Origin of the sequence: Nocardioides caldifontis, from assembly GCF_008087345.1 — a bacterium.
Lineage (GTDB): Bacteria > Actinomycetota > Actinomycetes > Propionibacteriales > Nocardioidaceae > Marmoricola_A > Marmoricola_A caldifontis.
This window is the reverse complement of the sequence record NZ_VHIB01000008.1, coordinates 79778-104383: the sequence shown is the minus strand read 5'-3', so window position 1 is coordinate 104383 and position 24606 is coordinate 79778. Positions and strand designations below refer to the sequence as shown.

The 24606-nt window shown below is 70.7% G+C and carries 26 protein-coding genes; 15 read left to right on the top strand and 11 right to left on the bottom strand.

The window, feature by feature from the left end; genetic code table 11:
* Positions 1 to 6: 6 nt before the first annotated feature.
* The 3 genes from FIP57_RS23725 to FIP57_RS14780 form a co-directional block, all read right to left on the bottom strand.
* Entirely contained in the window at positions 7 to 1467 is a 1461-nt protein-coding gene (locus FIP57_RS23725; protein ID WP_148574314.1) for a zinc metalloprotease, read from the bottom strand.
* A gap of 34 nt (positions 1468 to 1501) precedes the next feature.
* Positions 1502 to 1813 (bottom strand): hypothetical protein, encoded by a 312-nt coding sequence (locus FIP57_RS14785; RefSeq protein WP_148574313.1) that lies wholly within the window; start codon positions 1811 to 1813, stop codon positions 1502 to 1504.
* 118 nt (positions 1814 to 1931) lie between these two features.
* Entirely contained in the window at positions 1932 to 3212 is a 1281-nt protein-coding gene (locus FIP57_RS14780) for a phospholipase D-like domain-containing protein (RefSeq protein WP_238993493.1), read from the bottom strand.
* A 66-nt stretch (positions 3213 to 3278) separates the two neighbouring features.
* Between FIP57_RS14780 and uvrB the strand changes: the two genes are divergently transcribed.
* The 9 genes from uvrB to FIP57_RS14735 all read left to right on the top strand — a co-directional run bounded on the left by uvrB (position 3279) and on the right by FIP57_RS14735 (position 10960).
* Positions 3279 to 5405, top strand: coding sequence for an excinuclease ABC subunit UvrB (uvrB, locus tag FIP57_RS14775; RefSeq protein ID WP_148574312.1), 2127 nt, complete (start codon positions 3279 to 3281; stop codon positions 5403 to 5405).
* A 199-nt stretch (positions 5406 to 5604) separates the two neighbouring features.
* On the top strand, positions 5605 to 6597 hold the full coding sequence (locus tag FIP57_RS14770) for a TerC family protein (protein ID WP_148574311.1): 993 nt from the start codon (positions 5605 to 5607) through the stop codon (positions 6595 to 6597).
* A 161-nt stretch (positions 6598 to 6758) separates the two neighbouring features.
* Positions 6759 to 7742, top strand: a complete 984-nt coding sequence (locus FIP57_RS14765; RefSeq protein ID WP_148574310.1) for an NAD(P)/FAD-dependent oxidoreductase — start codon at positions 6759 to 6761, stop codon at positions 7740 to 7742.
* An 8-nt stretch (positions 7743 to 7750) separates the two neighbouring features.
* The gene (locus FIP57_RS14760) at positions 7751 to 8260 is read left to right on the top strand and encodes a pyridoxamine 5'-phosphate oxidase family protein (RefSeq protein ID WP_203231281.1); all 510 of its coding nucleotides are present in this window, start codon (positions 7751 to 7753) and stop codon (positions 8258 to 8260) included.
* Positions 8257 to 8451, top strand: a complete 195-nt coding sequence (locus FIP57_RS14755; RefSeq protein ID WP_148574309.1) for a ferredoxin — start codon at positions 8257 to 8259, stop codon at positions 8449 to 8451. Before FIP57_RS14760 ends, FIP57_RS14755 begins: the two co-directional genes overlap by 4 nt.
* Before the next feature lie 40 nt (positions 8452 to 8491).
* The gene (locus tag FIP57_RS24095; protein ID WP_238993492.1) at positions 8492 to 8737 is read left to right on the top strand and encodes an SDR family NAD(P)-dependent oxidoreductase; all 246 of its coding nucleotides are present in this window, start codon (positions 8492 to 8494) and stop codon (positions 8735 to 8737) included.
* A gap of 82 nt (positions 8738 to 8819) precedes the next feature.
* Positions 8820 to 9365 carry an SDR family NAD(P)-dependent oxidoreductase gene (locus tag FIP57_RS14745; RefSeq protein WP_148574308.1) on the top strand — a complete coding sequence of 182 codons (546 nt, stop codon included), beginning with the start codon at positions 8820 to 8822 and terminating at the stop codon, positions 9363 to 9365.
* Positions 9366 to 9439: 74 nt separating this feature from the next.
* On the top strand, positions 9440 to 10051 hold the full coding sequence (locus tag FIP57_RS14740) for a DoxX family protein (RefSeq protein ID WP_148574307.1): 612 nt from the start codon (positions 9440 to 9442) through the stop codon (positions 10049 to 10051).
* A gap of 90 nt (positions 10052 to 10141) precedes the next feature.
* Positions 10142 to 10960, top strand: a complete 819-nt coding sequence (locus tag FIP57_RS14735) for a DUF427 domain-containing protein (RefSeq protein ID WP_203231280.1) — start codon at positions 10142 to 10144, stop codon at positions 10958 to 10960.
* On the opposite strand, the gene egtB is transcribed toward FIP57_RS14735, so the two are convergent.
* A complete protein-coding gene (gene egtB / locus FIP57_RS14730; RefSeq protein ID WP_238993491.1) occupies positions 10944 to 12257 on the bottom strand; it encodes an ergothioneine biosynthesis protein EgtB in 1314 nt (437 codons plus the stop codon). The two genes, FIP57_RS14735 and egtB, sit on opposite strands and share 17 nt — an antisense overlap.
* A gap of 78 nt (positions 12258 to 12335) precedes the next feature.
* On the opposite strand from egtB, the gene FIP57_RS14725 reads away from it, so the two are divergent.
* From FIP57_RS14725 to FIP57_RS14715, 3 genes are read left to right on the top strand one after another with little or no spacing between them, the layout of a single operon-like run.
* Positions 12336 to 13106, top strand: a complete 771-nt coding sequence (locus FIP57_RS14725) for a HipA family kinase (protein WP_203231279.1) — start codon at positions 12336 to 12338, stop codon at positions 13104 to 13106.
* The gene (locus tag FIP57_RS14720) at positions 13103 to 13477 is read left to right on the top strand and encodes a DUF3037 domain-containing protein (RefSeq protein ID WP_148574305.1); all 375 of its coding nucleotides are present in this window, start codon (positions 13103 to 13105) and stop codon (positions 13475 to 13477) included. Before FIP57_RS14725 ends, FIP57_RS14720 begins: the two co-directional genes overlap by 4 nt.
* Positions 13478 to 13512: 35 nt before the next feature.
* Positions 13513 to 13878 (top strand): hypothetical protein, encoded by a 366-nt coding sequence (locus FIP57_RS14715; RefSeq protein WP_148574304.1) that lies wholly within the window; start codon positions 13513 to 13515, stop codon positions 13876 to 13878.
* 198 nt (positions 13879 to 14076) lie between these two features.
* Here the strand turns inward: FIP57_RS14715 and FIP57_RS14710 are convergent, their stop codons facing one another.
* The 7 genes from FIP57_RS14710 to FIP57_RS14685 all read right to left on the bottom strand — a co-directional run bounded on the left by FIP57_RS14710 (position 14077) and on the right by FIP57_RS14685 (position 20287).
* The gene (locus FIP57_RS14710; RefSeq protein WP_148574303.1) at positions 14077 to 14451 is read right to left on the bottom strand and encodes a GntR family transcriptional regulator; all 375 of its coding nucleotides are present in this window, start codon (positions 14449 to 14451) and stop codon (positions 14077 to 14079) included.
* Positions 14448 to 15311: a hypothetical protein gene (locus FIP57_RS14705; RefSeq protein WP_148574302.1), complete on the bottom strand. Its 864-nt coding sequence runs from the start codon at positions 15309 to 15311 to the stop codon at positions 14448 to 14450. Before FIP57_RS14705 ends, FIP57_RS14710 begins: the two co-directional genes overlap by 4 nt.
* Before the next feature lie 105 nt (positions 15312 to 15416).
* Entirely contained in the window at positions 15417 to 16814 is a 1398-nt protein-coding gene (lpdA, locus tag FIP57_RS14700; protein WP_148574301.1) for a dihydrolipoyl dehydrogenase, read from the bottom strand.
* Positions 16815 to 16852: 38 nt separating this feature from the next.
* Positions 16853 to 17596: a sirohydrochlorin chelatase gene (locus FIP57_RS14695; RefSeq protein WP_148574300.1), complete on the bottom strand. Its 744-nt coding sequence runs from the start codon at positions 17594 to 17596 to the stop codon at positions 16853 to 16855.
* Between the two features lie 65 nt (positions 17597 to 17661).
* Positions 17662 to 18408, bottom strand: coding sequence for a phosphoadenylyl-sulfate reductase (locus FIP57_RS14690; protein ID WP_148574299.1), 747 nt, complete (start codon positions 18406 to 18408; stop codon positions 17662 to 17664).
* Entirely contained in the window at positions 18405 to 18566 is a 162-nt protein-coding gene (locus FIP57_RS23720; protein ID WP_203231278.1) for a hypothetical protein, read from the bottom strand. Before FIP57_RS23720 ends, FIP57_RS14690 begins: the two co-directional genes overlap by 4 nt.
* Complete coding sequence (locus FIP57_RS14685) at positions 18563 to 20287, bottom strand: nitrite/sulfite reductase (protein ID WP_148574298.1); 1725 nt, start codon at positions 20285 to 20287, stop codon at positions 18563 to 18565. The genes FIP57_RS23720 and FIP57_RS14685 overlap by 4 nt, the downstream gene beginning before the upstream one ends.
* A gap of 342 nt (positions 20288 to 20629) precedes the next feature.
* On the opposite strand from FIP57_RS14685, the gene FIP57_RS14680 reads away from it, so the two are divergent.
* From FIP57_RS14680 to ettA, 3 genes are all read left to right on the top strand, one after another.
* A complete protein-coding gene (locus FIP57_RS14680; protein WP_148574297.1) occupies positions 20630 to 22096 on the top strand; it encodes a glycine hydroxymethyltransferase in 1467 nt (488 codons plus the stop codon).
* A gap of 120 nt (positions 22097 to 22216) precedes the next feature.
* On the top strand, positions 22217 to 22687 hold the full coding sequence (locus FIP57_RS14675) for a single-stranded DNA-binding protein (RefSeq protein WP_148574296.1): 471 nt from the start codon (positions 22217 to 22219) through the stop codon (positions 22685 to 22687).
* Positions 22688 to 22797: 110 nt separating this feature from the next.
* Complete coding sequence (gene ettA / locus FIP57_RS14670; protein WP_148574295.1) at positions 22798 to 24480, top strand: energy-dependent translational throttle protein EttA; 1683 nt, start codon at positions 22798 to 22800, stop codon at positions 24478 to 24480.
* Positions 24481 to 24606 lie beyond the last annotated feature (126 nt).

The window sequence follows — 24606 nt, the reverse complement described above, 5'->3', positions numbered from 1 at the left end:
CCCCGCTCAGCCGAGCAGCGCCACGAGCTGGGCGTAGACCGCCGACAGCTGCTGCCACCGGGCGGAGTCGCGCGGGCTCAGCGTCCCCTGCTGCGCAGCCGAGGAGTACGCCCAGAGCAGCGCACCCACCTGCTGCACCAACGGCAGGAGCGGGTCGCCGCCGCCGGCCGCACCCCGGGCCTGGCCGCCCAGCACGAACGGCACCTGGCCGCCCAGCCCCGGCTGGACCGGCTGGACGACCGGCCCCTGGGGGAAGTCCGGCCCCTCGACGAAGTCCTTGGGGTCGAACCCGCCGTCCTTCGGCAGCTCCTTGACCAGCTCCTTCGGCCGCTCCTTGACGAACTCCTTGGGGGTGTCCTTCGGGGTGTCCTTGACGACGTCCTTCGGGAGCTCCTTGACCGGCTCCTTCACCAGCTCCTTCGGGCGCTCCTTGATGAAGTCCTTGACGTTCTCGGTCGGCAGCGGTTTCACGATGTCGTCGGCGAACCCCTTGTCGCGGCAGGGGGCGGTGGTGCCGATCGTCGACCTGGCGCCGTCGAGGGCGGCCTGCATCCGCGCCACCTGGCCGTGGGTGAACATGAACATCGCAGCGTCGTCGACGTAGTCCATGTAGTTCATGAACAGGTCGCCGTGCGGTCCGTTCCCGCAGGTGATGTTCGGGAACGTCGGGGCGCCGAAGTTCGGCCCCGCGGCGTTGGGGGTGTCCGCGACGAAGTCGTCGCCCGAGCAGCCGGTGCCGTCGTCGCCCCAGATGTGGCGCAGGTTCAGCCAGTGACCGATCTCGTGGGTGGTGGTGCGGCCGCGGTCGAAGGGTGCGGTCGCCGACCCCGTCGTACCGAAGGCGCTGTGCAGGACGACGACCCCGTCGGTGGCGGCGGGGCCGCCGGGGAACTGCGCGTAGCCGAGCAGCGCCTCGTTCCGGGAGTTGCGGAGGTTCCCGCAGGTCCAGATGTTGAGGTACTGGTCGGCGGGCCAGGGGTCGGCACCGCCGGTCGAGGCGGACTTGACGTCGTCGGCCTCGGAGTTGAACGACGTCCTGCTGGTCGAGGTCCGTGTGATGCCGTTCGTCGGGTTCCCGTCCGGGTCGGTCGTCGCGAGCCGGAAGGTGATCCGGGCGTCCGCGACGAGCCCCTGGAAGGGTGCGGGGGTGTTGGTCCGGTCGGCGTTGCGGGCCCGGAAGTCCTCGTTGAGCACGTCGATCTGGCTCTGCACCTGGGCGTCGGAGATGTTCTCGGCGGTCGTGCGGTGCACGACGTGGACGACGACGGGGATGCTGGTGCAGCCGGTGCGCAGCACCGCCCCCTCGAAGGCGACCATCCGGCCGGTGCGGTTCTCGATCTCGGAGCGGGTGTCGGCGTAGCCGGGGACGGTCCTCAGCAGCCTCTCGTTCACCTCGTCGGTCGCGCAGATCCTGCGGGTGGGGACGTCGTCGGTGGGCGCGCTCTCGGTGCGCTTCCTGGGTGGCATTCGTGGACCTCTCCCGAGGCCGGTGGGCCTCGCTTCAGGAGGAGGGGAGCGGCCGCAGCCCGAGGTGGTCCGGGTCCGCGGCCACGACTTCGAAGGTCGCCACCCACCCGGGGCAGCGGACCGTCAGGACGTCACCCTCGACCTGCCAGGTGCCGTCTTCGCTCGTCACGCCCCGGTCGTCGGGGCCGGGTGACCCCGCGTCGGCCGTGCCGTCGGGCCGGAGCGTGAACGACGTGCGGCCGCGGGCGGGCGGGAGCGGACGGTCGCTGGGCAGCCAGACCTGGACGTCGTCCCGGTCCTCCTCGTGGACGTGGGTCCACGACCCCTCGAGTGCCTGTGGCTCCATCGGTCCGCCTCCACGGCCTGGTTCTCGTCCTGACGTTCCTCGCGGTCCCCGCCGCGGGCAATGGCCCCAAGGGACCATTGCCCGGTCAGCAGCGGGTCACCAGCCGGTCAGCAGCCGGTCACAGCAGCGGGCGGAGCGGTCCCAGGAACAGCTCGACCGCCTTCTTGTGCACCCCGCGCTCGGCCCAGGTGTCGGCGGTGAGCTGGACGCAGTTCTCGAGGTCGGTGCGGAAGACGTCCTCCATCACCCGGGCCATGGCGGGGTCGATGAACTCGACGTTGACCTCGTAGTTGCCGGTCATCGACAGCCGGTCGATGTTGGCGGTGCCCACCGTGCTCCAGTTGCCGTCGATCGTGGCGGTCTTGGCGTGCACCATCGCCCCCTGGAACCGGTGCACCTTCACCCCGGCCTCGAGGAGCTCGCCGAAGTACCCCTGGGCGATCCAGTCCGCGACCACGTGGTTCGACTTCTGGGGGACCAGCAGCCGCACGTCGACGCCTCGGCGAGCAGCGCCCTCGAGGGCCTCGACGAAGTCGGCGTCGGGGATGAAGTAGGCCTGGGTCAGCCAGATGTTGCGGGTCGCCCGGTTGATCGCCTCGAGGTACATCGACCGGATCGGGAACATCCAGAGCCGCGGCACGTTGCGGTGGATCCGGATCCGAGGCTCCCAGTCGGAGGGGGTCTCGAGCAGCAGCGGGCCCCCGTGGCGCCCCCGACGGTGGAGGTTCCACATGTCGGCGAAGGCGCGCTTGCAGTCCCAGACCCCGGGGCCGGTGATCCGCACGTGGGTGTCGCGCCACTCGGTGGCGTAGGCGGCGCCGATGTTGTAGCCGCCGACGAACGCCACCTCGTCGTCGACCACCAGGATCTTGCGGTGGTCGCGGCCGTAGCGGCGCAGGTCGAAGAAGCGCAGCCCGGCGGCGTACACGGGGTACTTCAGCACCCGCACCGGCGGCCGGAAGTGCTTGAAGCGAGGGGAGACCACGAGGTTGGCGAACCCGTCGAAGATCGCGTAGACCTCGACCCCGCGGGCCGCGGCCTCGTAGAGCGCCCGCTTGAACCGCTCGCCGGTCTCGTCGCCCTTCCAGATGTAGGACTCGAGGAGCACCTGGTGCTGCGCGCCCGCGATCGCGGCGAGCATGTCCTCGTAGAGATCGGCGCCGTAGGTGTAGCAGGTGACGGTGCCGCTGCCGATGGTCACCTCGGACGGCGGGGTGACCGGGAACGGCTTGGGCTTCTTGCCCCGGCGGCGGTAGGAGTCGACCAGGGTCAGGGCCACCGCGAGCAGCAGCTGCAGCCCGACGATGCCGAGCAGCGTCCGGCGCAGGACGGTGCGCAGCGGCACGCGTGAGGACGACCGGCCGAGCACGCCGACGGGGAACCTGCTCCGCGCTGCCACGGGAGGAATCTATCGGGGGCGGCCGACGGACGCGTCCTGTCGGAGCCGCTGGCTACGCTCGAACCCATGAGGCCCGTCACCGACCTGAAGCGCAAGGTCGCGCCGTTCGAGGTCATCTCCGACTACCAGCCGGCAGGTGACCAGCCCACCGCGATCGACGACATCGAGCGCCGGATCAAGGCGGGGGAGCAGGACGTCGTGCTGCTCGGCGCGACCGGCACCGGCAAGACCGCCACCGTGGCCTGGGCGGTGGAGCGGCTCCAGCGGCCGGCGCTGGTCATGCAGCCCAACAAGACGCTCGCCGCCCAGTTCGCCAACGAGCTGCGCCAGCTGCTGCCGAACAACGCGGTGGAGTACTTCGTCAGCTACTACGACTACTACCAGCCCGAGGCCTACGTCCCGCAGACGGACACCTACATCGAGAAGGACTCCTCGATCAACGAGGAGGTCGAGCGGCTGCGCCACTCCGCGACCAACAGCCTGCTCACCCGCCGCGACGTCATCGTCGTCTCGACCGTGTCCTGCATCTACGGCCTCGGCACCCCGCAGGAGTACGTCGACCGGATGGTCCGGCTCCGGGTGGGCGGCGAGGTCGACCGCGACCAGCTGCTCCGCCGGCTCGTCGAGATCCAGTACACCCGCAACGACCAGGCGTTCACCCGCGGGACCTTCCGGGTCCGCGGCGACACCCTGGAGATCTTCCCGGTCTACGAGGAGCACCCGGTCCGGGTCGAGCTCTTCGGCGACGAGATCGAGCGGCTGATGACGCTCCACCCGGTGACCGGCGAGGTGCTCACCGAGGACGAGGAGCTCTACATCTTCCCGGCGACCCACTACGTCGCCGGTCCGGAGCGGATGGAGCGGGCGATCCGGGGCATCGAGCTCGAGCTCGCCGACCGGCTCGCCGAGTTCGAGCGCCAGGGCAAGCTCCTCGAGGCGCAGCGGCTGCGGATGCGGACGACGTACGACATCGAGATGATGCGCCAGGTCGGCAGCTGCTCGGGGATCGAGAACTACTCGATGCACATCGACGGCCGCAAGCCGGGCTCGGCGCCGAACTGTCTCCTCGACTACTTCCCCGAGGACTTCCTCCTGGTCGTCGACGAGTCGCACGTGGCGGTCCCGCAGATCGGCGGGATGTACGAGGGCGACATGTCGCGCAAGCGCAACCTCGTCGACCACGGGTTCCGGCTGCCGAGCGCGATGGACAACCGGCCGCTGAAGTGGGAGGAGTTCCTCGAGCGGATCGGCCAGACGATCTACCTCTCCGCGACCCCGGGCAACTACGAGCTCGACAAGGTCGGCGGCCTCGGCAACGTGGTCGAGCAGATCATCCGCCCGACCGGGCTCGTCGACCCCGAGGTGATCGTCAAGGGCACCAAGGGGCAGATCGACGACCTGATCCACGAGATCCGGACGCGCAGCGAGCGCAACGAGCGGGTGCTCGTCACGACGCTGACCAAGAAGATGTCGGAGGACCTCACCGACTACCTCCTCGAGGCCGGCATCCGCACCCGCTACCTGCACAGCGAGGTCGACACGCTCCGCCGCATCGAGCTGCTCCGCGAGCTCCGGCTGGGGGAGTACGACGTGCTCGTCGGCATCAACCTGCTCCGCGAGGGGCTCGACCTCCCCGAGGTGTCGCTGGTGGCGATCCTCGACGCCGACAAGGAGGGGTTCCTCCGCTCCGACAAGTCGCTGATCCAGACGATCGGCCGCGCGGCCCGCAACGTCTCGGGCCAGGTGATCATGTACGCCGACAAGGTGACCCCGTCGATGGAGCTGGCCATCGACGAGACCAATCGGCGGCGCGAGAAGCAGATCGCCTACAACGAGGAGCGCGGGATCGACCCGCAGCCGTTGCGGAAGAAGATCGCCGACATCACCGAGATGCTGGCCCGCGAGGACGAGACCACCGAGCAGCTGCTCCAGACCTGGCAGCAGGTGGGGCGCAGCGACGCCAGCCGCAAGAAGGCGCCGGTGCCCTCCCTGCGCAGCGGCGGCGACGAGCGGCAGCGTGCCGACCTCTCCGGGCTCCCGTCGGCCGACCTGGCCGAGCTGGTCCAGCAGCTCACCGAGCAGATGCACACCGCGGCGGCCGAGCTCCAGTTCGAGGTGGCCGCCCGGCTCCGCGACGAGATCTCCGACCTCAAGAAGGAGCTGCGCCAGATGATCGAGGCGGGCGCCCGGTGAGGCTGGGCTGGTCGGGGTGGAACCGGTTTCAGGTCGGCGGCGCGATCCCCGACGACGAGCTGCTCGAGACCGTGGACGAGTCGCACACCCCGATCGTGGGCACACTGCCCCGCAAGCACCGACCGGAGGGTGGGACGCGGCCACTGGGAGCGTCTGAGAAACTGACCGGGTCCGCCGTCCCCGACCTATGAGGTAGTTGATGAACGTCCCCGAGTGGGTCTGGTGGGTGACGATCGGGCTCACCGTCGCGATCTTCGTCGTCGATGTCGCGATCATCGGCCGGCGGCCGCACGAGCCCTCCCGCAGGGAGGTCTCGGTCGCGCTGACGATCTACATCTCGATGGCGGTGCTCTTCGGCATCGGGGTCTGGGTGCTCTCCGGCCACCAGTACGGAACGGAGTTCTTCGCCGGCTGGCTCACGGAGTACTCCCTCTCCGTCGACAACCTCTTCGTCTTCATCATCATCATGAGCAAGCTGGGGGTGCCGCGGCAGTACCAGCAGGAGGCGCTGCTGATCGGGATCATCCTGGCGCTGGTCTTCCGCGGCATCTTCATCGCCGTCGGCGCCGCGGCGATCGAGCAGTTCAGCTGGGTCTTCTACCTCTTCGGCGCGTTCCTCATCTACACCGGCGCCAAGCTCGCCAAGGAGGGCAACGAGGAGGACGAGGAGTTCGAGGAGAACCGGCTCGTCCGCTGGGTCCGGACGGTCATGCCGCACACGGAGGACTACCGCGGCGGCAAGCTCTGGGTGCGCGAGCACGGCAAGCTGCTCCTCACCCCGATGTTCATCGTCGCCGTCGCGCTCGGCACCACCGACCTGCTCTTCGCGCTCGACTCGATCCCGGCGATCTTCGGGCTCACCCGGGAGCCCTACCTCGTGCTCACCGCGAACGTCTTCGCGCTGATGGGGCTGCGTCAGCTCTACTTCCTCCTCGGCGACCTCCTCCGACGGCTGATCTTCCTCAGCTACGGCCTGGCGTTCCTGCTCGCGTTCATCGGCGTCAAGCTGGTGCTCCACGCCCTGCACACCAACGAGCTGCCGTTCATCAACGGCGGCCACCACGTCGAGTGGGCTCCGGAGATCCCGATCGTGGTCTCCCTCGGGGTCATCGTGACCACCCTGGTCGTCACCGCGGTGCTGAGCCTCTGGGTCTCCGCGCAGCGCGAGAAGGAGCGCGAGTCCGCCGGCTGAGCCGGCCTGGTCTCGACCGCCTCACCCGTCCGGGCGTAGCCCGGACGGGTCGCGAGCGTGGTAGGAAGGGCCGCGAGCGGAGTTGTTGGCCTCGGCCGAGCACCTCGGGCTAGACCAGAACGCGTTTCAGTTTCCGCGGTGGCGCGGACGAGGAGGAATCCGTGAGCGAGGAACACGAGGTCGACCTGCTCGTCATCGGTGCCGGCCCCGTCGGGCTGTTCGCGGCCTACTACGCAGGGTTCCGCGGCCTCTCGGTGGCGGTCGTGGACTCGCTGCCGGAGCTCGGCGGCCAGATCACCGCGATGTACCCGGAGAAGGAGATCCTCGACGTCGCCGGCTTCCCGTCGGTCAAGGGCAAGGAGCTCGTCGCCGGGCTCGTTGCCCAGGCCGCGACCGCCGACCCGACGTACCTCCTCGGTCGCACGGCGCGCACCCTCGAGGACGGCGGCGAGGAGGGCCCCGTGCGGGTCGGGCTCGACGACGGCACGACGGTCGTGGCCAAGGCCGTGATCATCACCGCCGGCATCGGCAAGTTCACCCCGCGCCCGCTGCCGGCGGCGGAGGGGTGGACCGGCGGCGGCGTCGCGTTCTTCGTCCCGTCGCTGGCGGAGTACGCCGGCAAGGACGTCGTGGTCGTCGGCGGCGGCGACAGCGCGTTCGACTGGGCGCTCGCCCTCCAGGGGATCGCCGCCTCGGTCACGCTCGTGCACCGCCGCGAGGCGTTCCGGGCCCACCAGGCCACCGTCGACAAGGTGCTCGCGGGGGACACCGAGGTGATCACCAACGCCAACGTCGCCCGGCTCGTCGGTGACGACGGGCTCGAGGCGGTCGAGATCGAGCACGTGAAGACCGGCGAGACCACCGTCGTGAAGGCGCAGGCGGTGATCGCCGCCCTCGGGTTCGTCGCCGACCTCGGCCCGATCCAGGAGTGGGGGCTCGAGGTCCACAAGCGGCACATCGTCGTCGACTCCACGACGCGCACCAACCTGCCGCGGGTCTTCGCGGCCGGCGACGTCACCGACTACCCCGGCAAGGTGCGGCTCATCGCCGTCGGGTTCGGCGAGGCCGCGACCGCGGTCAACAACGCGGCGGTGGCGATCAACCCGGCGGCCCATCTGTTCCCCGGCCACTCCTCGGAAGGCTGAATCCCTCGATGGCCACCAGCAAGCGCGCCTCGCAGCGCCGTGCCGTCGCGATGAGCGAGGAGGAGGTCGAGGCATACCTCGCCTCCCAGATGAAGGTGCAGGTCGCGAGCATCGGCCGCGACGGCATGCCGCACCTCACGACGCTCTTCTACGTCGTCCACGAGGGGCGCATCGGGTTCTGGACCTACGCCACCTCGCAGAAGGTGAAGAACCTCGAGCGGGACCCGCGGGTCAGCGTGCTGGTGGAGTCCGGCAGCGACTACTTCGAGCTCACCGGGGTCTCGATCCAGGGCACCGCCGAGATCGTCCGCGACCACGACCGGATCCGCGAGATCGGCTCGCGGGTCGCCGCCGCGATGGCGGGCGTGACCGACATCGCCGAGCTCGGCGAGCTGGGCCAGGACACCGTCGAGAAGCAGGTGCTCAAGCGGGTGGCGATCCTCGTCACGCCAGACAAGGTCGCCAGCTGGGACCACAGCAAGATGAACATCCTTCCGGGTGGAGGAGGTCAGCAGTGAAGAGGCTGAAGGTCGACTTCGACCTCTGCGAGTCGAACGCGCTCTGCACCGGGTTCGCCCCGGACGTCTTCGAGATCGACGACGACGACTACCTGCAGGTGCACACCTACGACGTCACTCCGGAGAACGAGCCCCGGATCCGGCAGGCCGTGAGCGCCTGCCCCAAGAGCGCGCTGTCGATCGAGGAGTGAGCGTGCCGGAGCACTGTCCCTCGAGGGACGGGTCGCGGTGGTGACCCGGGCCGGAGCGGGGCTCGGTCGTGCCGAGGCCGTCGACCGGCAGGGGCGGCTCGACGTCGTGGTGAACAACGCCGGCGTCACCGGCGACCGGATGCTGTTCGACATGAGCGACGAGGAGTGGGACCAGGTCCTGCGGATCCACCTCCGCGGCCACTTCCTGCTGGGCCGCAACGCGGTCCGCCCACTGGCGCGCGCTGTCGAAGCAGGCCGGGGGAGCCGGTCTACGGCCGCATCGTGAACACCTCGTCCGAGGCCGCGCTGACCGGCAGCCCGGGGCAGCCCAATTCGACGTCTCCGACGAGGAGGGCTGGACCCGGGCCGTGGCCGAGGCCGTGGACACGTTCGGGCCGACCGACGTCCTGGTCAACAACGCCGGGGTGCTGCACTTCTCGGAGCTGACGCAGACGACGACCGCCGACTTCGAGCGGCTCTTCCGGATCAACCAGCTCGGCTGCTTCCTCGGGATGCGGACCGTCGCCCCGGTGATGATCGAGAACGGCGGCGGTTCGATCGTGAACTCCTCCTCGATCGAGGGGCTGGGCGGGATGCCGACCCTGGTGGCCGACACCGGCACCAAGTTCGCGATCCGCGGGATGACGAAGGCGGCCGCGCTCGAGCTCGGCCCGAAGGGGATCCGGGTGAACTCGGTGCACCCCGGGATGATCGACACCGGCATGATCCGCGGCTACACCGGCGACGAGGGGCTCCACTGGGGCGGCCAGAAGGTCGCGCTGAAGCGGGTCGGCACCCCGGCGGACATCGCGCAGCTCTACGTCTTCCTCGCCAGCGACGAGAGCTCCTACAGCACGGGGGCCGAGTTCGTCGCCGACGGCGGCGCCACCGCGACCCACGCGTTCGGCGGCTGACCGGACCGGAGGGCGTGGCACCAGCCCGGCGCGGGTAGGACCTTCCCAACGCATCCCCTCGGGAAGGAACAGTCATGCAGGTGGGACGGCTCGCCGCACGCGCGGTCATCGGAGGGCTCTTCATCGGCCACGGGACCCAGAAGCTCTTCGGCTGGTTCGGCGGCCCGGGCATCGAGGGGACCGAGCAGATGATGGGCGCCCTCGAGATGCACCCGCCCAAGGCCAACGCGTACGCCGCCGGGCTCGCCGAGACCGCGGGCGGGGCGCTCCTCGTGGCCGGTGCGGCGACCCCGCTCGCCGGCGCCAGCCTCATCGGCACGATGGTCACCGCGATCCGCAAGGTCCACCAGAGCAACGGCCCGTGGAACACCGAGGGCGGTTGGGAGTACAACGCGGTGCTCGTCGCCGCCCTCCTCGGGATCATCGACGCGGGACCGGGCGACCTCTCGGTCGACGCCGCGCTCGGCCGTGAGGAGTGGGGCCCGGGATGGGCCCTCGCCGGGCTCGGCATGGGGGTCGCGGCCTCCGCAGCGGCGATGCGGATCGGCAAGCAGGTCGCCGGCTCGACCGACACCGACCAGCCCGTCGACAAGGCCGTGGTGGACAACGACGGCCCCGAGGCGGACACCGTCGTCGAGGCCGACCCGGCGGACGCCTCCGCGACCCGGCCCGACTCGCTGAGCTGAGCCGCCCGGCGGCCTCATCGGTGCAGATGGGTCCTTCCGGACCTCGTCAGGGACCCGTCTGCACGGTATGAAGGGCGGATGGCCGTCCGCATGGCTGACCTCTGGGCCTCGGCCCTGCCCGAGACCCGGATCCACCCCTCACCGAAGTGGATCCGCGCCACCGTGGGGGACCGGGTCGTCGTGGATTCCCGCTCCGCGCTGCTGGTGTGGGAGCCACGCCGGGTCGTCGCGTCGTACGCCGTGCCGGAGGCCGACCTCGCCGCCGACCTGGTGCCGTACGACGCGCCCGCGACCGAGGAGCGCCCCGTCCACGTGGGGCTGGTGAACGCCCCCGTGCTCGACCCGTCGACGCCTTTCCTCGCACACTCGACCCCGGGCCGGCTGCTGACCGTGCGGGTGCCGGAACGAGACCTGGTCGGGGCGGCGTTCGCGCCCCACGACCCCGACCTCGCCGACCACGTGATCCTCGACTGGGGTGCGTTCACGCACTGGCTCGAGGAGGACGAGGAGGTCACCGGCCACCCACGCGACCCGTTCGACCGGATCGACTGTCTCCGCAGCACCCGGCACGTGGTGATCTCCCGCACGGGCGTCACGCTCGCCGACAGCCGGCGCGCGACGCTGCTGTTCGAGACGCCGCTGCCGACCCGCTACTACCTGCCGCGCGAGGACGTCGCGATGGAGCTGCTGCGGCCGAGCGACCGGCGGACCGTCTGCGCCTACAAGGGCGACGCGAGGTACTGGTCCGCCGAGGTCGAGGGCCGGCTCGTCCGCGACCTGGCGTGGAGCTACGAGGAGCCCCGCCACGACGCGGTGCCGGTGAAGGGGATGGTGGCGTTCTTCACCGAGCGGCTCGACCTCGTCCTCGACGGGGTCCCCCAGGAGCGGCCGCTCACCCCCTGGTCGTGACCGGCTCGCCGCCGTCGGCCAACCGCACGCCGCTCATCGCCCACCGGGCGCCCGGCGGGAAGAAGTTGCGGTAGGTCGGCCGGGCGTGGCCGTCCGGGGTCAGCGCGCACCCGCCGCGGAGCACCATCTGGCCGGACATGAACTTGCCGTTGTACTCGCCGATCGCGCCCGCCGGCGGGTGGAACCCGGGGTAGGGGAGGTAGGCGGACGAGGTCCACTCCCAGCAGTCGCCGTGCACCTGCCGGAGCCCACCGGTGGCCGCCGGCGCCGGTCGGGCGTGGAACGTGGCGGTGTCGGCGAGGTTGCCGGCCGCGACGGCTGCCCCGGTGGAGACGACGGCGTGCTCCCACTCGGCCTCGGTGGGGAGCCGGCACCCCGCCCAGGTGGCGAAGGCGTCGGCCTCGTAGTGGCTGACGTGGGTGACCGGCAGCCCCGGGTCGACCGGCCAGGTGCCGTTGAGCGTGTGCTCGAGCCACACCCCGTCGACCTCGGTCCAGTAGAACGGGGCCTGCCATCCCTCGCCCCGCACCTTGCCCCACCCGTCCGAGAGCCAGAGCTCGGGACGGCGGTAGCCACCGTCGGCCATGAACTCCAGCCACTCGCCGTTGGTGACCAGCCGGTCGGCGAGGCGGAACGGCTCGAGCCACTGCTGGTGGCGGGGGAGCTCGTTGTCGAAGGAGAAGCCGAGCCCCTCGTGGCCGATCTCGACCAGGCCGCCGTCGACGTCGACCCAGCCGAGCGCGTCGGGCTCGCTCGGCGGCAGCGGGGCGCCCGCGTAGACCGGCCGCAGCGGGTTGACCGAGAGGACGTGCTTGATGTCCATGAGCAGCAGCTCCTGGTGCTGCTGCTCGTGGTGGAACCCGAGCTCGACCGTCGGGGCGAGCCGCTCGAGCGCACCACCGTCGAGGGCGCCGAGCAGGTCGCGCACCCGGTCGTCGACGTTGCGGCGGTAGTCGCCGACCTCGTGGGCGCCCGGCCGGCTGATCAGCCCGCGCTCGGGGCGGGAGTAGCGGGGCCCGATGGCTTCGTAGTAGCTGTTGAAGAGGAACCAGTACTGGTCCTGGAACGGCGCGAACCGTTCCTCCTCCTGCGCGAGCAGGAACGTCTCGAAGAACCAGGTGACGTGCGCGCGGTGCCACTTGGTGGGCGAGACGTCCGGCATCGACTGGACGGTCTGGTCCTCGGGGGAGAGGGGGAGCGCCAGCGCCTCGGTGTGGCTGCGCACCTCGTCGTACCGGCGGAGCAGCGCGTCCGCGTCGGCGTCGAGGGCTCCGGACATCGGGTGGAGGGCCGTCATCTCCCCGACTGTAGGCACGGGCACCGACAGGACGGAACAGCCGGGAGCCCTCGTGCGTGGTGTGAGAGGTTTGTCCGCGTGAGTGCGCTGCCGACGGTCCGAGCGACCCGCTACGTCGTGCCGCTCCGCGAGGGGGGATCGCTGCCCGGGCTGGTCGAGGCCGACGACCTGGGCACCTACGTCTGCAAGTTCCGCGGGGCCGGACAGGGGCTCCGGGTGCTGGTCGCCGAGGTGGTCGTCGGCGAGCTGGCCCGCAGGCTGGGCATCGCGACCCCCGACCTGGTCGCGGTGCAGCTCGAGGAGGCGATCGCGAGGTACGAGGCCGACGAGGAGGTCCAGGACCTGCTCACCGCCAGCCTCGGGCTCAACCTCGGCATCGACTTCCTGCCCGGCGCGTTCGGTTACGACGCCGAGTGCCGCCCCGACCCGGCGGTGGCGGCCAGGATCCTGTGGCTCGACGCCCTCACCGCCAACGTCGACCGCTCCTGGCGCAACCCGAACCTGCTGATGTGGCACGGCAACCTCTGGGCGATCGACCACGGCGCGTGCCTGTACTTCCACCACTCCTGGACCGGCGGCATCGGTTCGCCGGAGCGGTTCGCCGCCCAGCCCTACCGGGTCGACGACCACGTGCTCGGCGCGTACCTCCCCGGAGTCGCCGCGGCCGACGAGGAGCTCGCCCCGCAGGTCACCGAGCAGCTGCTCGAGGAGGTCGTCGCGCTCGTGCCCGAGGAGTGGCTGGAGCCGGTGCCGGACGCGGACCCGTCCGCCCTGCGCCGCGCGTACGTCGACTTCCTGCTCGCCCGCGTCTCCGGCTCCCGGGGCTGGCTGCCGGGAGGTGCGGCGTGAAGGGGTTCCAGTACGTCGTGCTCCGGTGCGTCCCCCGCGTCGACCGCGAGGAGTTCGTCAACGTCGGCGTGGTGCTCTACTGCCAGGACGCCGACTTCCTCGCCTGCGGCTACGACGTCGACGAGCAGCGGCTGCGCGCCCTCTCGGCCGACCTCGACACCGCCGCCGTCTCCTCCGCGCTCGCCGCGGCCGCGGCCGTCTGTCGCGGCGACGCCTCCGCCGGCGCGGCCGGGAAGGCACCGCTCGGCACCCGCTTCGGGTTCCTCAGCGCGCCGCGGTCGACCGTCGTGCAGCCCGGCCCGATCCACGGCGGCCTGACCGACGAGCCGGCGGCGCGGCTCGAGCAGCTCCTCGACACCCTGGTGCGCTGAGCCGTCCGCAGCGGGTCGCGAACTACGCTGCGCCCATGGTCCAGATCACCCACTGCGGGCGCACGATCGCCGGTGAGTTCGTCGCGTTCGACATCCGCTGGGAGGGGTCGATCCACGGCTCCACCGTGCTGTGGTCGGTGGTCATCTCGAACGAGGACGGCAGCGAGCGGCTCCAGCTCGGCCACGAGCGGTCGGTCGACGGCGCCTTCCGCTCGCAGTACGTCTTCTCCGGCAACTCCGCCGAGAAGCAGGAGCTCGACGAGGACGCCGACCTGCGCGACGGCGAGCTGACCGTGCGCTACCCGGCCTCGATCGTCGGCGTCGCCGTCGAGTGGCCGGTCTGGAAGGCGGTCCTCACCGTCGACGGCGAGGACGTCGACTCGCAGGTCATCTCCCTCTGACGCCAGCGGTGTTGAGCCGCCCCTCGTGGCGCGGCGAGAGAGGGTCGCATCGTGCATCCGAACGGATCCTGACGGGTTGCGCGCCCTACGGCGTGAAGATCCGCGCATCTGGGTGGTCCCGGACCTGTCGGCCCCCCGCGCCACGACGGGCGGGTCAACACGACCCCGACACCCGGGGTCACCGACCACCAGGCGACCTCAGGCGGGAGGGGCGTGCTCGCCGAGCCAGGCGTCCTCGACGAGCCGGACTGCCTCGGGGCGGGTAAGCCCGAGGCGGCGTGCGGCGGCGACGTACGCGCGGACCGCCTGGACCGCGGACGTGGACGACTCGGCAGCCGACGAGCGGACGAACGTGCCACGCCGCCCGTGGGTCTCGATCACGCCGTCGGCCTCGAGCTCCTTGTAGGCGCGGGCGACCGTGTTCGGCGCGAGCCCGAGGTCTTCAGCGAGCTGCCGGACCGTCGCCAGCTTCGTGCCCGCCGGGAGCTCCCCGTCCGCCACCTGCTGCGCGATCTGCGCGCGGACCTGCTCGTACGGCGGGACGGCGGACGCGGTGTCGACGATGAGGTTCATCGAGCCGCCCCTGGGTGCATGGAGCTCGCCTTGACGGCGGAGGCCGTTGCCTTCCGGGCAACAGCCAGCGACAGGGTGACCGCACACCACGCCAGGAGCAGGGCTGCACTCGACGAGAGCAACGCGTCGGGAAGCGACGCAGCGTTGAGTGCGGTGTAGTAGACGGCGACCAGTGCACTGAGCGAGGCCGTGACAAGTGACAAGCGGGCGAGGCGATTCACGTTCTCCTGCACCATGGTGTGGTGCCAGTACGCCCCCTCCGGACCATTGCTGCCCAGAGGCCGCGTGAGGAGCGCGCGGGCAACGATCGGTGCCGCGACCGTCACCACCAGCGCAGTGGCGATGACCACCACGAGCTTCGTGGCGGTGCTTCCTGCGACGTGCGCGTCGAGTCCGACGGCGATGGACAGCGCCCCGCACGTCAGCGCCGGTGTAGCGAGCAGCCCGGCACGTCCCCAGAGCCCGACGTAGTCGGAGAGAACGCGTCGCCGCACTTCCGCGACGCGGACGCTGCCATCGCGCAGCGGTTGGGTGCGGTGGGCTGCCAGCAGCGAGCCGAGCACGGTGCCACAGGCGCCGCACACGCCGCTGGCCAGCCAGTACGCGGGGGCGTCGCGCAGAGCGTCACTCGCTCCCGGCCAGGCGGCGCCCAGCATGAACCCCCAGAGCCCCCCGACACCGACGTAGCGGGTCTCTCGGAGCTCCGCCTCTACCAGCCACCGTTCCACTGATGGCGACATCGGCACGGCGGGGTTGAGCACCTTGCGCTTGTGCACCTCCTCCTCGGCGTCTTCACGGGCCGATCGCAGGTAGAAGATCGTGAACAGCCCGCCGATGAGCATGACCACGGCGATGTACACCACGTACTCCATGACGCTCCCATGTGTACCGAGCTTTGTAGCAAATGTAATGCCACAAACTGGGTCGCGCCAGGGGGTGGGCGTCCGCCGAGCTCGGGGGCTCCGTCAGAGGTTGATCATGTGGCCGGCGATCCCCTCGACGGCCTCCTTGACCGCCTCGGAGAGCGTCGGGTGGGCGAAGATGTTCCGCGCCACCTCGTCGGCCGTCAGGTCCCACTTCTGCGCCAGCGTGAGCGCCGGGAGCAGCTCGGTGACGTCGGGGCCGATCATGTGGGCGCCGATGATCTCGTTGTACTTCGCGTCGGCGACGACCTTCACGAAGCCGACGGCGTCGCCGAGCCCCTGCGCCTTGCCGTTGGCGGAGAAGGGGAACTTCGCGACCTTCACGTCGTATCCGCGGTCCTTGGCCTGGGCCTCGCTGTAGCCGAACGACGCGATCTGCGGCTGGCAGTACGTCGCCCGCGGGATCATGTCGAAGTCGATCTCGACGGTCTCGGCGCCGGCGATCGTCTCGGCGGCCACCACGCCCATCGCCTCGGCGGTGTGGGCGAGCATCATCTTGCCGGTGACGTCACCGATGGCGTACAGGCCGTCGACGTTGGTGCGGCCCCGCGAGTCGACCTCGATCGCGCCGCGGTCGGTGGTGCGCACGCCGGTCTTGTCGAGGCCGTAGCCGTCGAGCCGCGGGGCGAAGCCGATCGCCTGCAGCACCTTGTCGGTCTCGAGCACCTGCTCGCCGTTCTTCTCCGAGGAGACGGTGACCTTCACCTTGTCGCCGGAGTCGTCGATCTTCTCGACCCTGGTGCCGGTGAGCACCTTCACGCCGAGCTTCTTGTAGTGCTTGGCGAGCTCCTTGGAGATCTCCTCGTCCTCGGTCGGGACCATGCGGTCGAGGAACTCCACGATCGTCACGTCGACGCCGAAGTTGGCCATGACGTAGGCGAACTCGACGCCGATCGCGCCGGAGCCGGCGATCACGATGCTGCCCGGGAGCTGCTCGTCGAGGATCTGCTCCTCGTAGGTCACGACCCGGTCGGAGAGCTCGGTGCCGGGGATGAGCCGGGTGGTCGCGCCGGTGGCGATGATGATGTGGTCGGCGGTGACCTCCTCGGTCTCGCCGCCGTCCTTCTCCACCGAGATCGTCTTGGCGTCGACGAAGGTGCCCCAGCCGTCGATCTCGGTGATCTTGTTCTTCTTCATCAGGAAGTGGACGCCCTTGGCCATGCCGTTGGCGACCTTGCGGCTGCGCTCGTGGGTCGGGCCGAACTCCATCGAGGCGTCGCCGGTGATCCCGAACTTGTCCTTCTCGTGGTTGATCACGTGGGCGAGCTCGGCGTTCTTGAGCAGCGCCTTGCTCGGGATGCAGCCGACGTTGAGGCAGACCCCGCCCCAGTACTTCTTCTCGATGACCGCCGTCTTCAGCCCCAGCTGGGACGCGCGGATGGCGGCGACGTACCCACCGGGGCCCGCACCGAGGACGACGACATCGAACTTGTTGGCCATGCGTCTGAGCCTAGTCGACCGACCTGACCGTCCGGACGTCAGACGGGGACGAGCTCGACCGCGCCGACGAGGTACCTCGCGAGCACGGTGCGGGCGACCTCAGGGTCGGCCCCGAACGGCTGGGACACCGCGACGGCGCCGGCCTCGAGCGCCAGCTCGGCCGCACGGTCGTAGAGGAACCCGGGAGCGAGGAACAGCGCGCCGACTGCGATGTGACGGCGCCCCTCGGCGCGGAACGCGCGGACCGCCTCGCCGGTGGCCGGCGGGCTCGCCGAGGCGAACGCCGCCATCACCGGGAGCTTGTGCCGGGCTCCCCAGAGCCGCGCGAGCCGGCTGATCGACTGGCTGGCGAGCGCGTCGGTGGTGCCGGCGGCGGCGAGCACCAGGGCGTCGAGCTCGCGGACCCGCGCGGCCTGCAGCGCCTCGCGGAGCCGGCGGTCGAGCACGTCGAGGAAGACCGGCTCCAGGCCCAGCACGTCGGTCACCCGGATCCGGAGCCCCTCGTGGCGGGCGGTGGCCTCGGCGACCACGGAGGGCACGTCGACCTTCGCGTGGTAGGCCTCGCTGAGCAGGAGGGGTACGACGACGATCTCGTCGTACCCGGCCTTCACCAGCCGGTCGACCACCTGGCTGAACGACGGCTTGGAGAGCTCGAGGAAGGCCGGCTCGATGCGCAGGTCGGGGCGCATCCGGCGGACCTCGTCGATGAGCTGGCGGACGGTGCTCGCAGAGCGAGGGTCACGGCTGCCGTGGGCCAGGGCCACCAGGGCGGGAGCGGTCATCGGTCAGCCTCCTCTCGGTTCGTTCTTCTCTGGGGTCGTTCGGTGTCGTTCGGTGGGTGGTCGGGTCAGGCGTGGATCCCGCACTCGGTCTTGCCGGTGCCGGCCCAGCGGCCGCTGCGGGGGTCGGCTCCGGGAGCGACCCGCCGGGTGCAGGGGGCGCAGCCGATCGAGGGGTAGCCGTCGTACTGCAGCGGGTTCACCAGGACGCCGTTCTCCGCGACGTAGCGCTCGACCTGGTCGTCGCTCCACCGGGCGAGCGGCGAGACCTTGACCTTGCGCTTGCGGGCGTCCCAGCCGATGACCGGCGCGATCACCCGGTTGCGGGTCTCGGCGCGGCGCAGCCCGGTGGCCCACGCGTCGTAGCCGGACAGCGACTCCTCGAGCGGCTTGACCTTGCGCAGCGCGCAGCACAGGTCGGGGTCGCGCTCGTAGAGGCGTGGCCCGTGCTCGGCGTCCTGCTCGGTGACGCTCTGCACCGGGGTGATCGAGATGAGGTTCACCGGCAGCGTCGCCGCCACCGCGTCACGGGTCCCGATCGTCTCGGCGAAGTGGTAGCCGGTGTCGAGGAAGACCAGGTCGATCCCCGGCACCACCGACGACGCGAGGTGGGCCAGGACGGCGTCGCCCATCGACGAGGTGACGCAGAACCGCTCGCCGAAGGTGGCGGCGGCCCACTCGATGATCACCTCGGCGGGGGCGAGCTCCAGCTCGGCGCCGGCGTGCCTCACGAGGTCGCGCAGCTCCTGCTCGCTGCGCCCCTCCGTCGCGGTGCCCCGTGCGTGGAAGGCGCGCGTGCTCGTCGCGGCCGTCACGAGGTCGGCCTCAGCAGACCGAGGAACGACAGCTTGAACGCGCGCATGCAGGACCGGCACTCCCAGGCGCCGTGGCCGGAGCCCTCGGCGACCTCGTGCGGGCGCAGGTCTTCCTCGCCGCAGTAGGGGCAGTGGAACGGCGCCATGCGCTCGCTCATGCGGAGGCCCCTGCCAGGACCCGCTCACCCTTGAGCGACGCCTCGTCGGCGCGTGCCACCCAGGCGTTGAACGGCTCGCCCTCCTCGCGCTCGGCGAGGTAGGCGTGCACGACGTTGGTGATGTAGTCGTCGAGCCCGGCGCTGATCACCTTGTGCGCCCGCAGCTTGCGGCCGAACGGCGCGCTCGCGGTCGCACCGGCCAGCCCGATGCCACCGCCGAGGTGCACCTGGAACCCCTCGACCTGGTTGCCGTCGGCGTCGAGGACGAGCTGGCCCTTGAGCCCGATGTCCGCGACCTGGGTCCGCGCGCAGGCGTTGGGGCAGCCGTTGACGTTGACGGTGATCGGGGTGTCGAGGTCGGGGAACCGGCGCTCGAGCTCGTCGACGAGCCGGATCGCGCGCTCCTTGGTCTCGACGATCGCGAGCTTGCAGAACTCGATCCCGGTGCAGGCCATGGTCGACCGCCGCCAGGGGGAGGGCCGCGCCGAGAGACCGACGTCCTCCAGGTCCGAGACGACCGACTCGACGTCGGCGCCGTCGACCCCGATGACCACGAGCTTCTGGTACGACGTGAACCGGGCGCCGGCCGCGCCGTACCGCTCGACGACGTCGCCCACCGCGGTGAGGATCGTGCCGGAGACCCGGCCGGCCGTCGGCGCGACACCGATGTAGAACTTGCCGTCCTTCTGCTCGTGCACGCCGATGTGGTCGCCGCTGACGTCGGGGGCGCCGGGGGAGGGGCCGTCGACGAGCTTGCGCTTGAGGTACTCGTTCTCGAGCACGTCGCGGAACTTCTCCACGCCCCAGTCGGCGACGAGGAACTTCAGCCGCGCGCGGCTGCGGAGCCGGCGGTAACCGTAGTCGCGGAAGATCCCGACGACGCCTTCCCAGACGTCGGCCACCTCGTCGAGCGGGACCCAGACGCCGAGCTTCTGCGCGAGCATCGGGTTGGTCGACAGGCCGCCGCCGACCCACAGGTCGAAGCCGGGGCCGTGGTCCGGGTGCACCGTGCCCACGAAGGAGACGTCGTTGACTTCGGGGGCGCCGTCGAGGCTGGGGTGGCCGGAGACCGACGTCTTGAACTTGCGAGGGAGGTTGGAGTACTGCGGGTCCCCGATGAAGCGGCGCTTGATCTCGGCGAGCGCCGGGGTGCCGTCGATGATCTCGTCCTTCGCGATGCCGGCGACCGGCGAGCCGAGGAACGGGCGGGGGGAGTCACCGCAGGCCTCGGTGGTGCTGAGCCCGACGCTCTCGAGCCGCTCCCAGATCGTGGGCACGTCCTCGATGCGGATCCAGTGGTACTGGATGTTCTGCCGGTCGGTGATGTCCGCCGTGTCGCGGGCGAAGTCGGTCGAGACGCTGCCGAGCGCGCGCAGGGCGTCGGCCGAGAGGAGCTGGCCGTCGCTGCGGACCCGCATCATGAAGAACTCGTCGTCGAGCTCGTGCGGCTCGAGCGTCGCGGTCTTGCCGCCGTCGAGCCCGGGGCGCCGCTGGGTGTAGAGCCCCAGCCACCGCATCCGGCCGCGCAGGTCGTTGGGGTCGATGGAGGAGAAGCCGCGCTTGGAGTAGACGTGCTCGATGCGCGCCCGCACGTTGAGCGGGTTGTCGTCCTTCTTGAACTGCTCGTTGGGGTTCAGGGGCTCGCGGTAACCCAGTGCCCACTGGCCCTCTCCGCGCTTGGCTCGGGGCTTGCGCGCAGGGCGGGTGGAGTCTGTCGTCATGGGGTGCGTTCCTGTAGGTCGTGGCGCGCTCGCGCTGACGTCCCCGACGACGGTGTCGGAAGGCGGTGTCGGCGACTGCGCACCTGGCTGCGTGGAGCAGGGCGTCGTGCCGCCGGAGGCGGCACTGTCAGGCCGACATACAGATCATGCTGCGGGTGCGCCCGAGGTCCACGTGGCGTCGGGCCACGAGGAACTGGGCGGTTGCAGCGCTGATCACCGGACCAGTCTCGACTGACGGACGGCGTTCTCACAAATGCGCGTCTCATGCCATGAGATGGAGGTCCACATTCTGGTACGGACGCCGGGTCCCGCGCGAAGAGCCACGGGTCTAGGCTTCCGCGCATGACCGACTCTCCCTCGTCCCAGTCTGCCGACCTGGCCCGGCGCACCTCCGAGGCGTACGACGCGGCCCTCGAGGTCATCGCCGCCGTCGAGCCGCGTGTCGCCGAGGCCACCCGCGCCGAGCTCGCGGACCAGCGCGCGTCCCTGAAGCTCATCGCCAGCGAGAACTACGCCTCGCCTGCGGTGCTGCTCACCATGGGCACCTGGTTCTCGGACAAGTACGCCGAGGGCACGATCGGTCACCGCTTCTACGCCGGGTGCCAGAACGTCGACACCGTCGAGGCGCTCGCCGCCGAGCACGCCCGCGAGCTGTTCGGCGCGGAGTACGCCTACGCGCAGCCGCACTCCGGCATCGACGCGAACCTGGTGGCGTTCTGGTCGATCCTCGCGCACCGCGTCGAGTCGCCCGCGCTGGAGAAGCACGCGGTCAAGAACGTGAACGAGCTCACAGAGGCCGATTGGGAGGAGCTGCGCCACGATCTCGGCAACCAGCGGATGCTCGGGATGTCGCTCGACGCGGGCGGCCACCTCACCCACGGGTTCCGGCCGAACATCAGCGGCAAGATGTTCCACCAGCGCTCCTACGGCACCGACCCCGAGACCGGGCTGCTCGACTACGACCGGGTGCGGGAGGCGGCACGCGAGTTCCGCCCGCTGATCCTCGTCGCCGGCTACTCCGCCTACCCGCGCCGCATCGACTTCGCGAAGATGCGCGAGATCGCCGACGAGGTGGACGCCACGCTGATGGTGGACATGGCGCACTTCGCCGGGCTGGTCGCCGGCAAGGTCTTCACCGGCAACGAGGACCCGGTCCCGCACGCCCACGTCGTCACCACCACCACCCACAAGTCGCTGCGCGGCCCCCGTGGCGGCCTGGTCCTCGCGACCGAGGAGTTCGCACCGTCGGTCGACCGCGGCTGCCCGATGGTGCTCGGCGGCCCGCTCTCGCACGTGATGGCGGCGAAGGCCGTCGCGCTCGCCGAGGCGCGCCAGCAGTCGTTCCGCGACTACGCCCAGCGGATCGCCGACAACGCCAAGTCCCTGGCCGACGGCTTCCTCTCGCGGGGCGCCAAGCTCGTCACCGGCGGCACCGACAACCACATCGTGCTGCTGGACGTGACCTCCTTCGGGCTGACCGGGCGGCAGGCCGAGTCGGCGCTCCTCGACGCCGGCGTGGTGACCAACCGCAACAGCGTCCCCTCGGACCCCAACGGCGCCTGGTACACCTCCGGCATCCGCTTCGGCACGCCCGCGCTGACCACCCGCGGCTTCGGGCACGACGAGTTCGACCGGGTGGCCGAGCTGGTGGTCGACGTGCTGTCGAGCACCACGCCGAAGACCACCTCGGCAGGCGCGCCGTCCAAGGCGACGTACACGCTGGAGGACGGGGTGGTCGAGCGGACGCGGGCCGCCTCCGCGGAGCTCCTGGACAAGCACCCGCTGTACCCGGGCCTCGAGCTCACCTGAGCCGCCCTGCGTCCACAGGGCGGAGACCCGCGTCCTCTCCACCGCCTGCCGGCGGTGGGTGGGCCGGCGGCAGCGGGTGGCGGAGGCTCCTCGTGTCAGTCCAGACACAGAGGAGAGCTCATGAACGACACCTTCGTCACCTTCCGCGGCTGGGTCGGCGGCGACGTGCGCCACCGGGTCGCCCGGGACGTCAGCGTCGCCACCTTCCGGGTCGGCGCGACCCCGCGGCTCAAGAAGGACGGGGAGTGGGTCGACGGCGAGACGACGTGGTACACGGTCACCGCCTGGCGCCAGCTCGCCGAGAACCTCGCCCACTCCATCCGCAAGGGCGACCCGGTCTTCGTCCACGGCCGGCTCAGGACCGAGACCTGGACCCCGGACGAGGGGGCGCCGAGCACGACGCTGCACGTGGAGGCGTTGCTGGTGGGGCACGACCTCACCCGTGGGACGACGCACTTCTCCAAGCCGCGACGGGACGCGGCGCCCGCGGAGGGCGCGCAGGAGGAGGTCCGCCAGCCCTCCGCCACGGAGGCCGAGGGGCAGGAGCCGGTCGGGCTCGAGGAGGAGCTGGCCGCCGAGTACGCCGCCTGAACCCCGGGTACGTCGGACCCCGTCCGGACGGGTCCGACGAGCAAGGTGGCCCGGCAGGCGGGCGGCTCGATTGGGACGGGTGCGCGGGCGAGCCGTAGGCTGGCCGCATCATGGCTGAGTACGTATTCACGCTGCGCAACGTGCGCAAGGCCCACGGCGACAAGGTCGTCCTCGACAACGTCACCCTGTCGTTCCTCCACGGCGCCAAGATCGGCGTCGTCGGTCCGAACGGCACCGGGAAGTCCTCGCTCCTGAAGATCATGGCGGGGCTGGACCACCCGAACAACGGCGACGCGATCAAGGACCCCGAGGCGACGGTCGGGATGCTCCAGCAGGAGCCGCCGTTGACCGAGGGGCGGACGGTGCTGGAGAACATCCAGGAGGCCGTCGGCGAGATCAAGGCGAAGCTCGACCGGTTCAACGAGATCTCCGAGGAGATGGCGAACCCGGACGCCGACTACGACAAGCTCCTCGCCGAGATGGGCGACCTGCAGACCGACCTCGACCATGCCAACGCGTGGGACCTCGACAGCCGGCTCGACCAGGCGATGGACGCCCTGCGGTGCCCGCCGCCGGACGCGATCGTCGACAACCTGTCCGGTGGTGAGCGCCGCCGGGTGGCGCTCTGCAAGCTGCTGCTCCAGCAGCCCGACCTGCTGCTCCTCGACGAGCCCACCAACCACCTCGACGCCGAGTCGGTGCAGTGGCTGGAGGGGCACCTCGCGTCGTACCCCGGTGCCGTCCTGGCCGTCACCCACGACCGGTACTTCCTGGACAACGTCGCGTCGTGGATCCTCGAGCTGGACCGCGGCAAGACCCACCCCTACGAGGGCAACTACTCCACCTACCTCGAGACCAAGAAGGAGCGGCTCAAGGTCGAGGGGGCCAAGGACGCGAAGCGCGCCAAGATGCTCGAGCGCGAGCTCGAGTGGGTGCGCTCGAACCCGAAGGCGCGGCAGGCGAAGAGCAAGTCCCGTCTGGCCCGCTACGAGGAGCTCGCGGCGGAGGCGGAGCGCAACCGCAAGGTCGACGTCTCCGAGATCAACATCCCGCCGGGCCCGCGGCTCGGCGACGTGGTGCTGGAGGCCGAGGGGCTCACCAAGGGGTTCGGCGACCGGCTCCTGATCGACGACCTGTCCTTCAAGCTGCCGCGCGCCGGCATCGTCGGCGTGATCGGCCCCAACGGCGTCGGCAAGACCACGCTCTTCCGGATGATCGTGGGGCAGGAGCAGCCCGACCAGGGCCAGCTCAAGGTCGGCCAGACGGTGAGCATCTCCTACGTCGACCAGAGCCGCGGCGGGATCGACCCGAACAAGAACGTCTGGGAGGTCGTCTCCGACGGGCTCGACCACATCAAGGTGGCCAGCTTCGAGATGCCGTCCCGCGCGTACATCGCGTCGTTCGGGTTCAAGGGCGCAGACCAGCAGAAGAAGGCCGGCGTGCTCTCCGGTGGTGAGCGCAACCGGCTGAACCTGGCCCTGACGCTGAAGATGGGCGGCAACCTGCTGCTCCTCGACGAGCCGACCAACGACCTGGACGTCGAGACCCTCCAGTCGCTCGAGGACGCGCTGCTCGAGTTCCCCGGCTGTGCCGTGATCACCTCCCACGACCGGTGGTTCCTCGACCGCACGGCGACCCACATCCTCGCCTGGGAGGGCGACGACGAGAACGAGGCCACGTGGTTCTGGTTCGAGGGCAACTTCGCGGCCTACGAGGCGAACAAGATCGAGCGGCTCGGTGTCGAGGCCGCTCGACCGCACCGGGTCACCCACCGGCGCCTCACCCGCGACTGAGCGGTCCTCCGCAAAATCCCATGGTGCCCTGGGAAACCGGCCCTCCCCACACGTTGCAGTCGATGGGGAGGGCCAGTTTTCTGAGGGATGTTCGCGCGCCGCTCGCTGTCACGAGACGTGGAGCTG

Coding starts and splice junctions, on each gene's coding strand:
- FIP57_RS14740 (WP_148574307.1), top strand. CDS start 9,440: ATGCAGGTGGGACGGCTCGCCGCACGCGCGGTCATCGGAGGGCTCTTC.
- FIP57_RS14770 (WP_148574311.1), top strand. CDS start 5,605: ATGAACGTCCCCGAGTGGGTCTGGTGGGTGACGATCGGGCTCACCGTC.
- FIP57_RS14680 (WP_148574297.1), top strand. CDS start 20,630: ATGACCGACTCTCCCTCGTCCCAGTCTGCCGACCTGGCCCGGCGCACC.
- ettA (WP_148574295.1), top strand. CDS start 22,798: ATGGCTGAGTACGTATTCACGCTGCGCAACGTGCGCAAGGCCCACGGC.
- lpdA (WP_148574301.1), bottom strand. CDS start 16,814: ATGGCCAACAAGTTCGATGTCGTCGTCCTCGGTGCGGGCCCCGGTGGG.
- FIP57_RS14715 (WP_148574304.1), top strand. CDS start 13,513: ATGGTCCAGATCACCCACTGCGGGCGCACGATCGCCGGTGAGTTCGTC.
- uvrB (WP_148574312.1), top strand. CDS start 3,279: ATGAGGCCCGTCACCGACCTGAAGCGCAAGGTCGCGCCGTTCGAGGTC.
- FIP57_RS14695 (WP_148574300.1), bottom strand. CDS start 17,596: ATGACCGCTCCCGCCCTGGTGGCCCTGGCCCACGGCAGCCGTGACCCT.
- FIP57_RS14675 (WP_148574296.1), top strand. CDS start 22,217: ATGAACGACACCTTCGTCACCTTCCGCGGCTGGGTCGGCGGCGACGTG.
- FIP57_RS23720 (WP_203231278.1), bottom strand. CDS start 18,566: ATGAGCGAGCGCATGGCGCCGTTCCACTGCCCCTACTGCGGCGAGGAA.
- FIP57_RS14760 (WP_203231281.1), top strand. CDS start 7,751: ATGGCCACCAGCAAGCGCGCCTCGCAGCGCCGTGCCGTCGCGATGAGC.
- FIP57_RS14710 (WP_148574303.1), bottom strand. CDS start 14,451: ATGAACCTCATCGTCGACACCGCGTCCGCCGTCCCGCCGTACGAGCAG.
- FIP57_RS14685 (WP_148574298.1), bottom strand. CDS start 20,287: ATGACGACAGACTCCACCCGCCCTGCGCGCAAGCCCCGAGCCAAGCGC.
- egtB (WP_238993491.1), bottom strand. CDS start 12,257: ATGACGGCCCTCCACCCGATGTCCGGAGCCCTCGACGCCGACGCGGAC.
- FIP57_RS14785 (WP_148574313.1), bottom strand. CDS start 1,813: ATGGAGCCACAGGCACTCGAGGGGTCGTGGACCCACGTCCACGAGGAG.
- FIP57_RS23725 (WP_148574314.1), bottom strand. CDS start 1,467: ATGCCACCCAGGAAGCGCACCGAGAGCGCGCCCACCGACGACGTCCCC.
- FIP57_RS14735 (WP_203231280.1), top strand. CDS start 10,142: ATGGCTGACCTCTGGGCCTCGGCCCTGCCCGAGACCCGGATCCACCCC.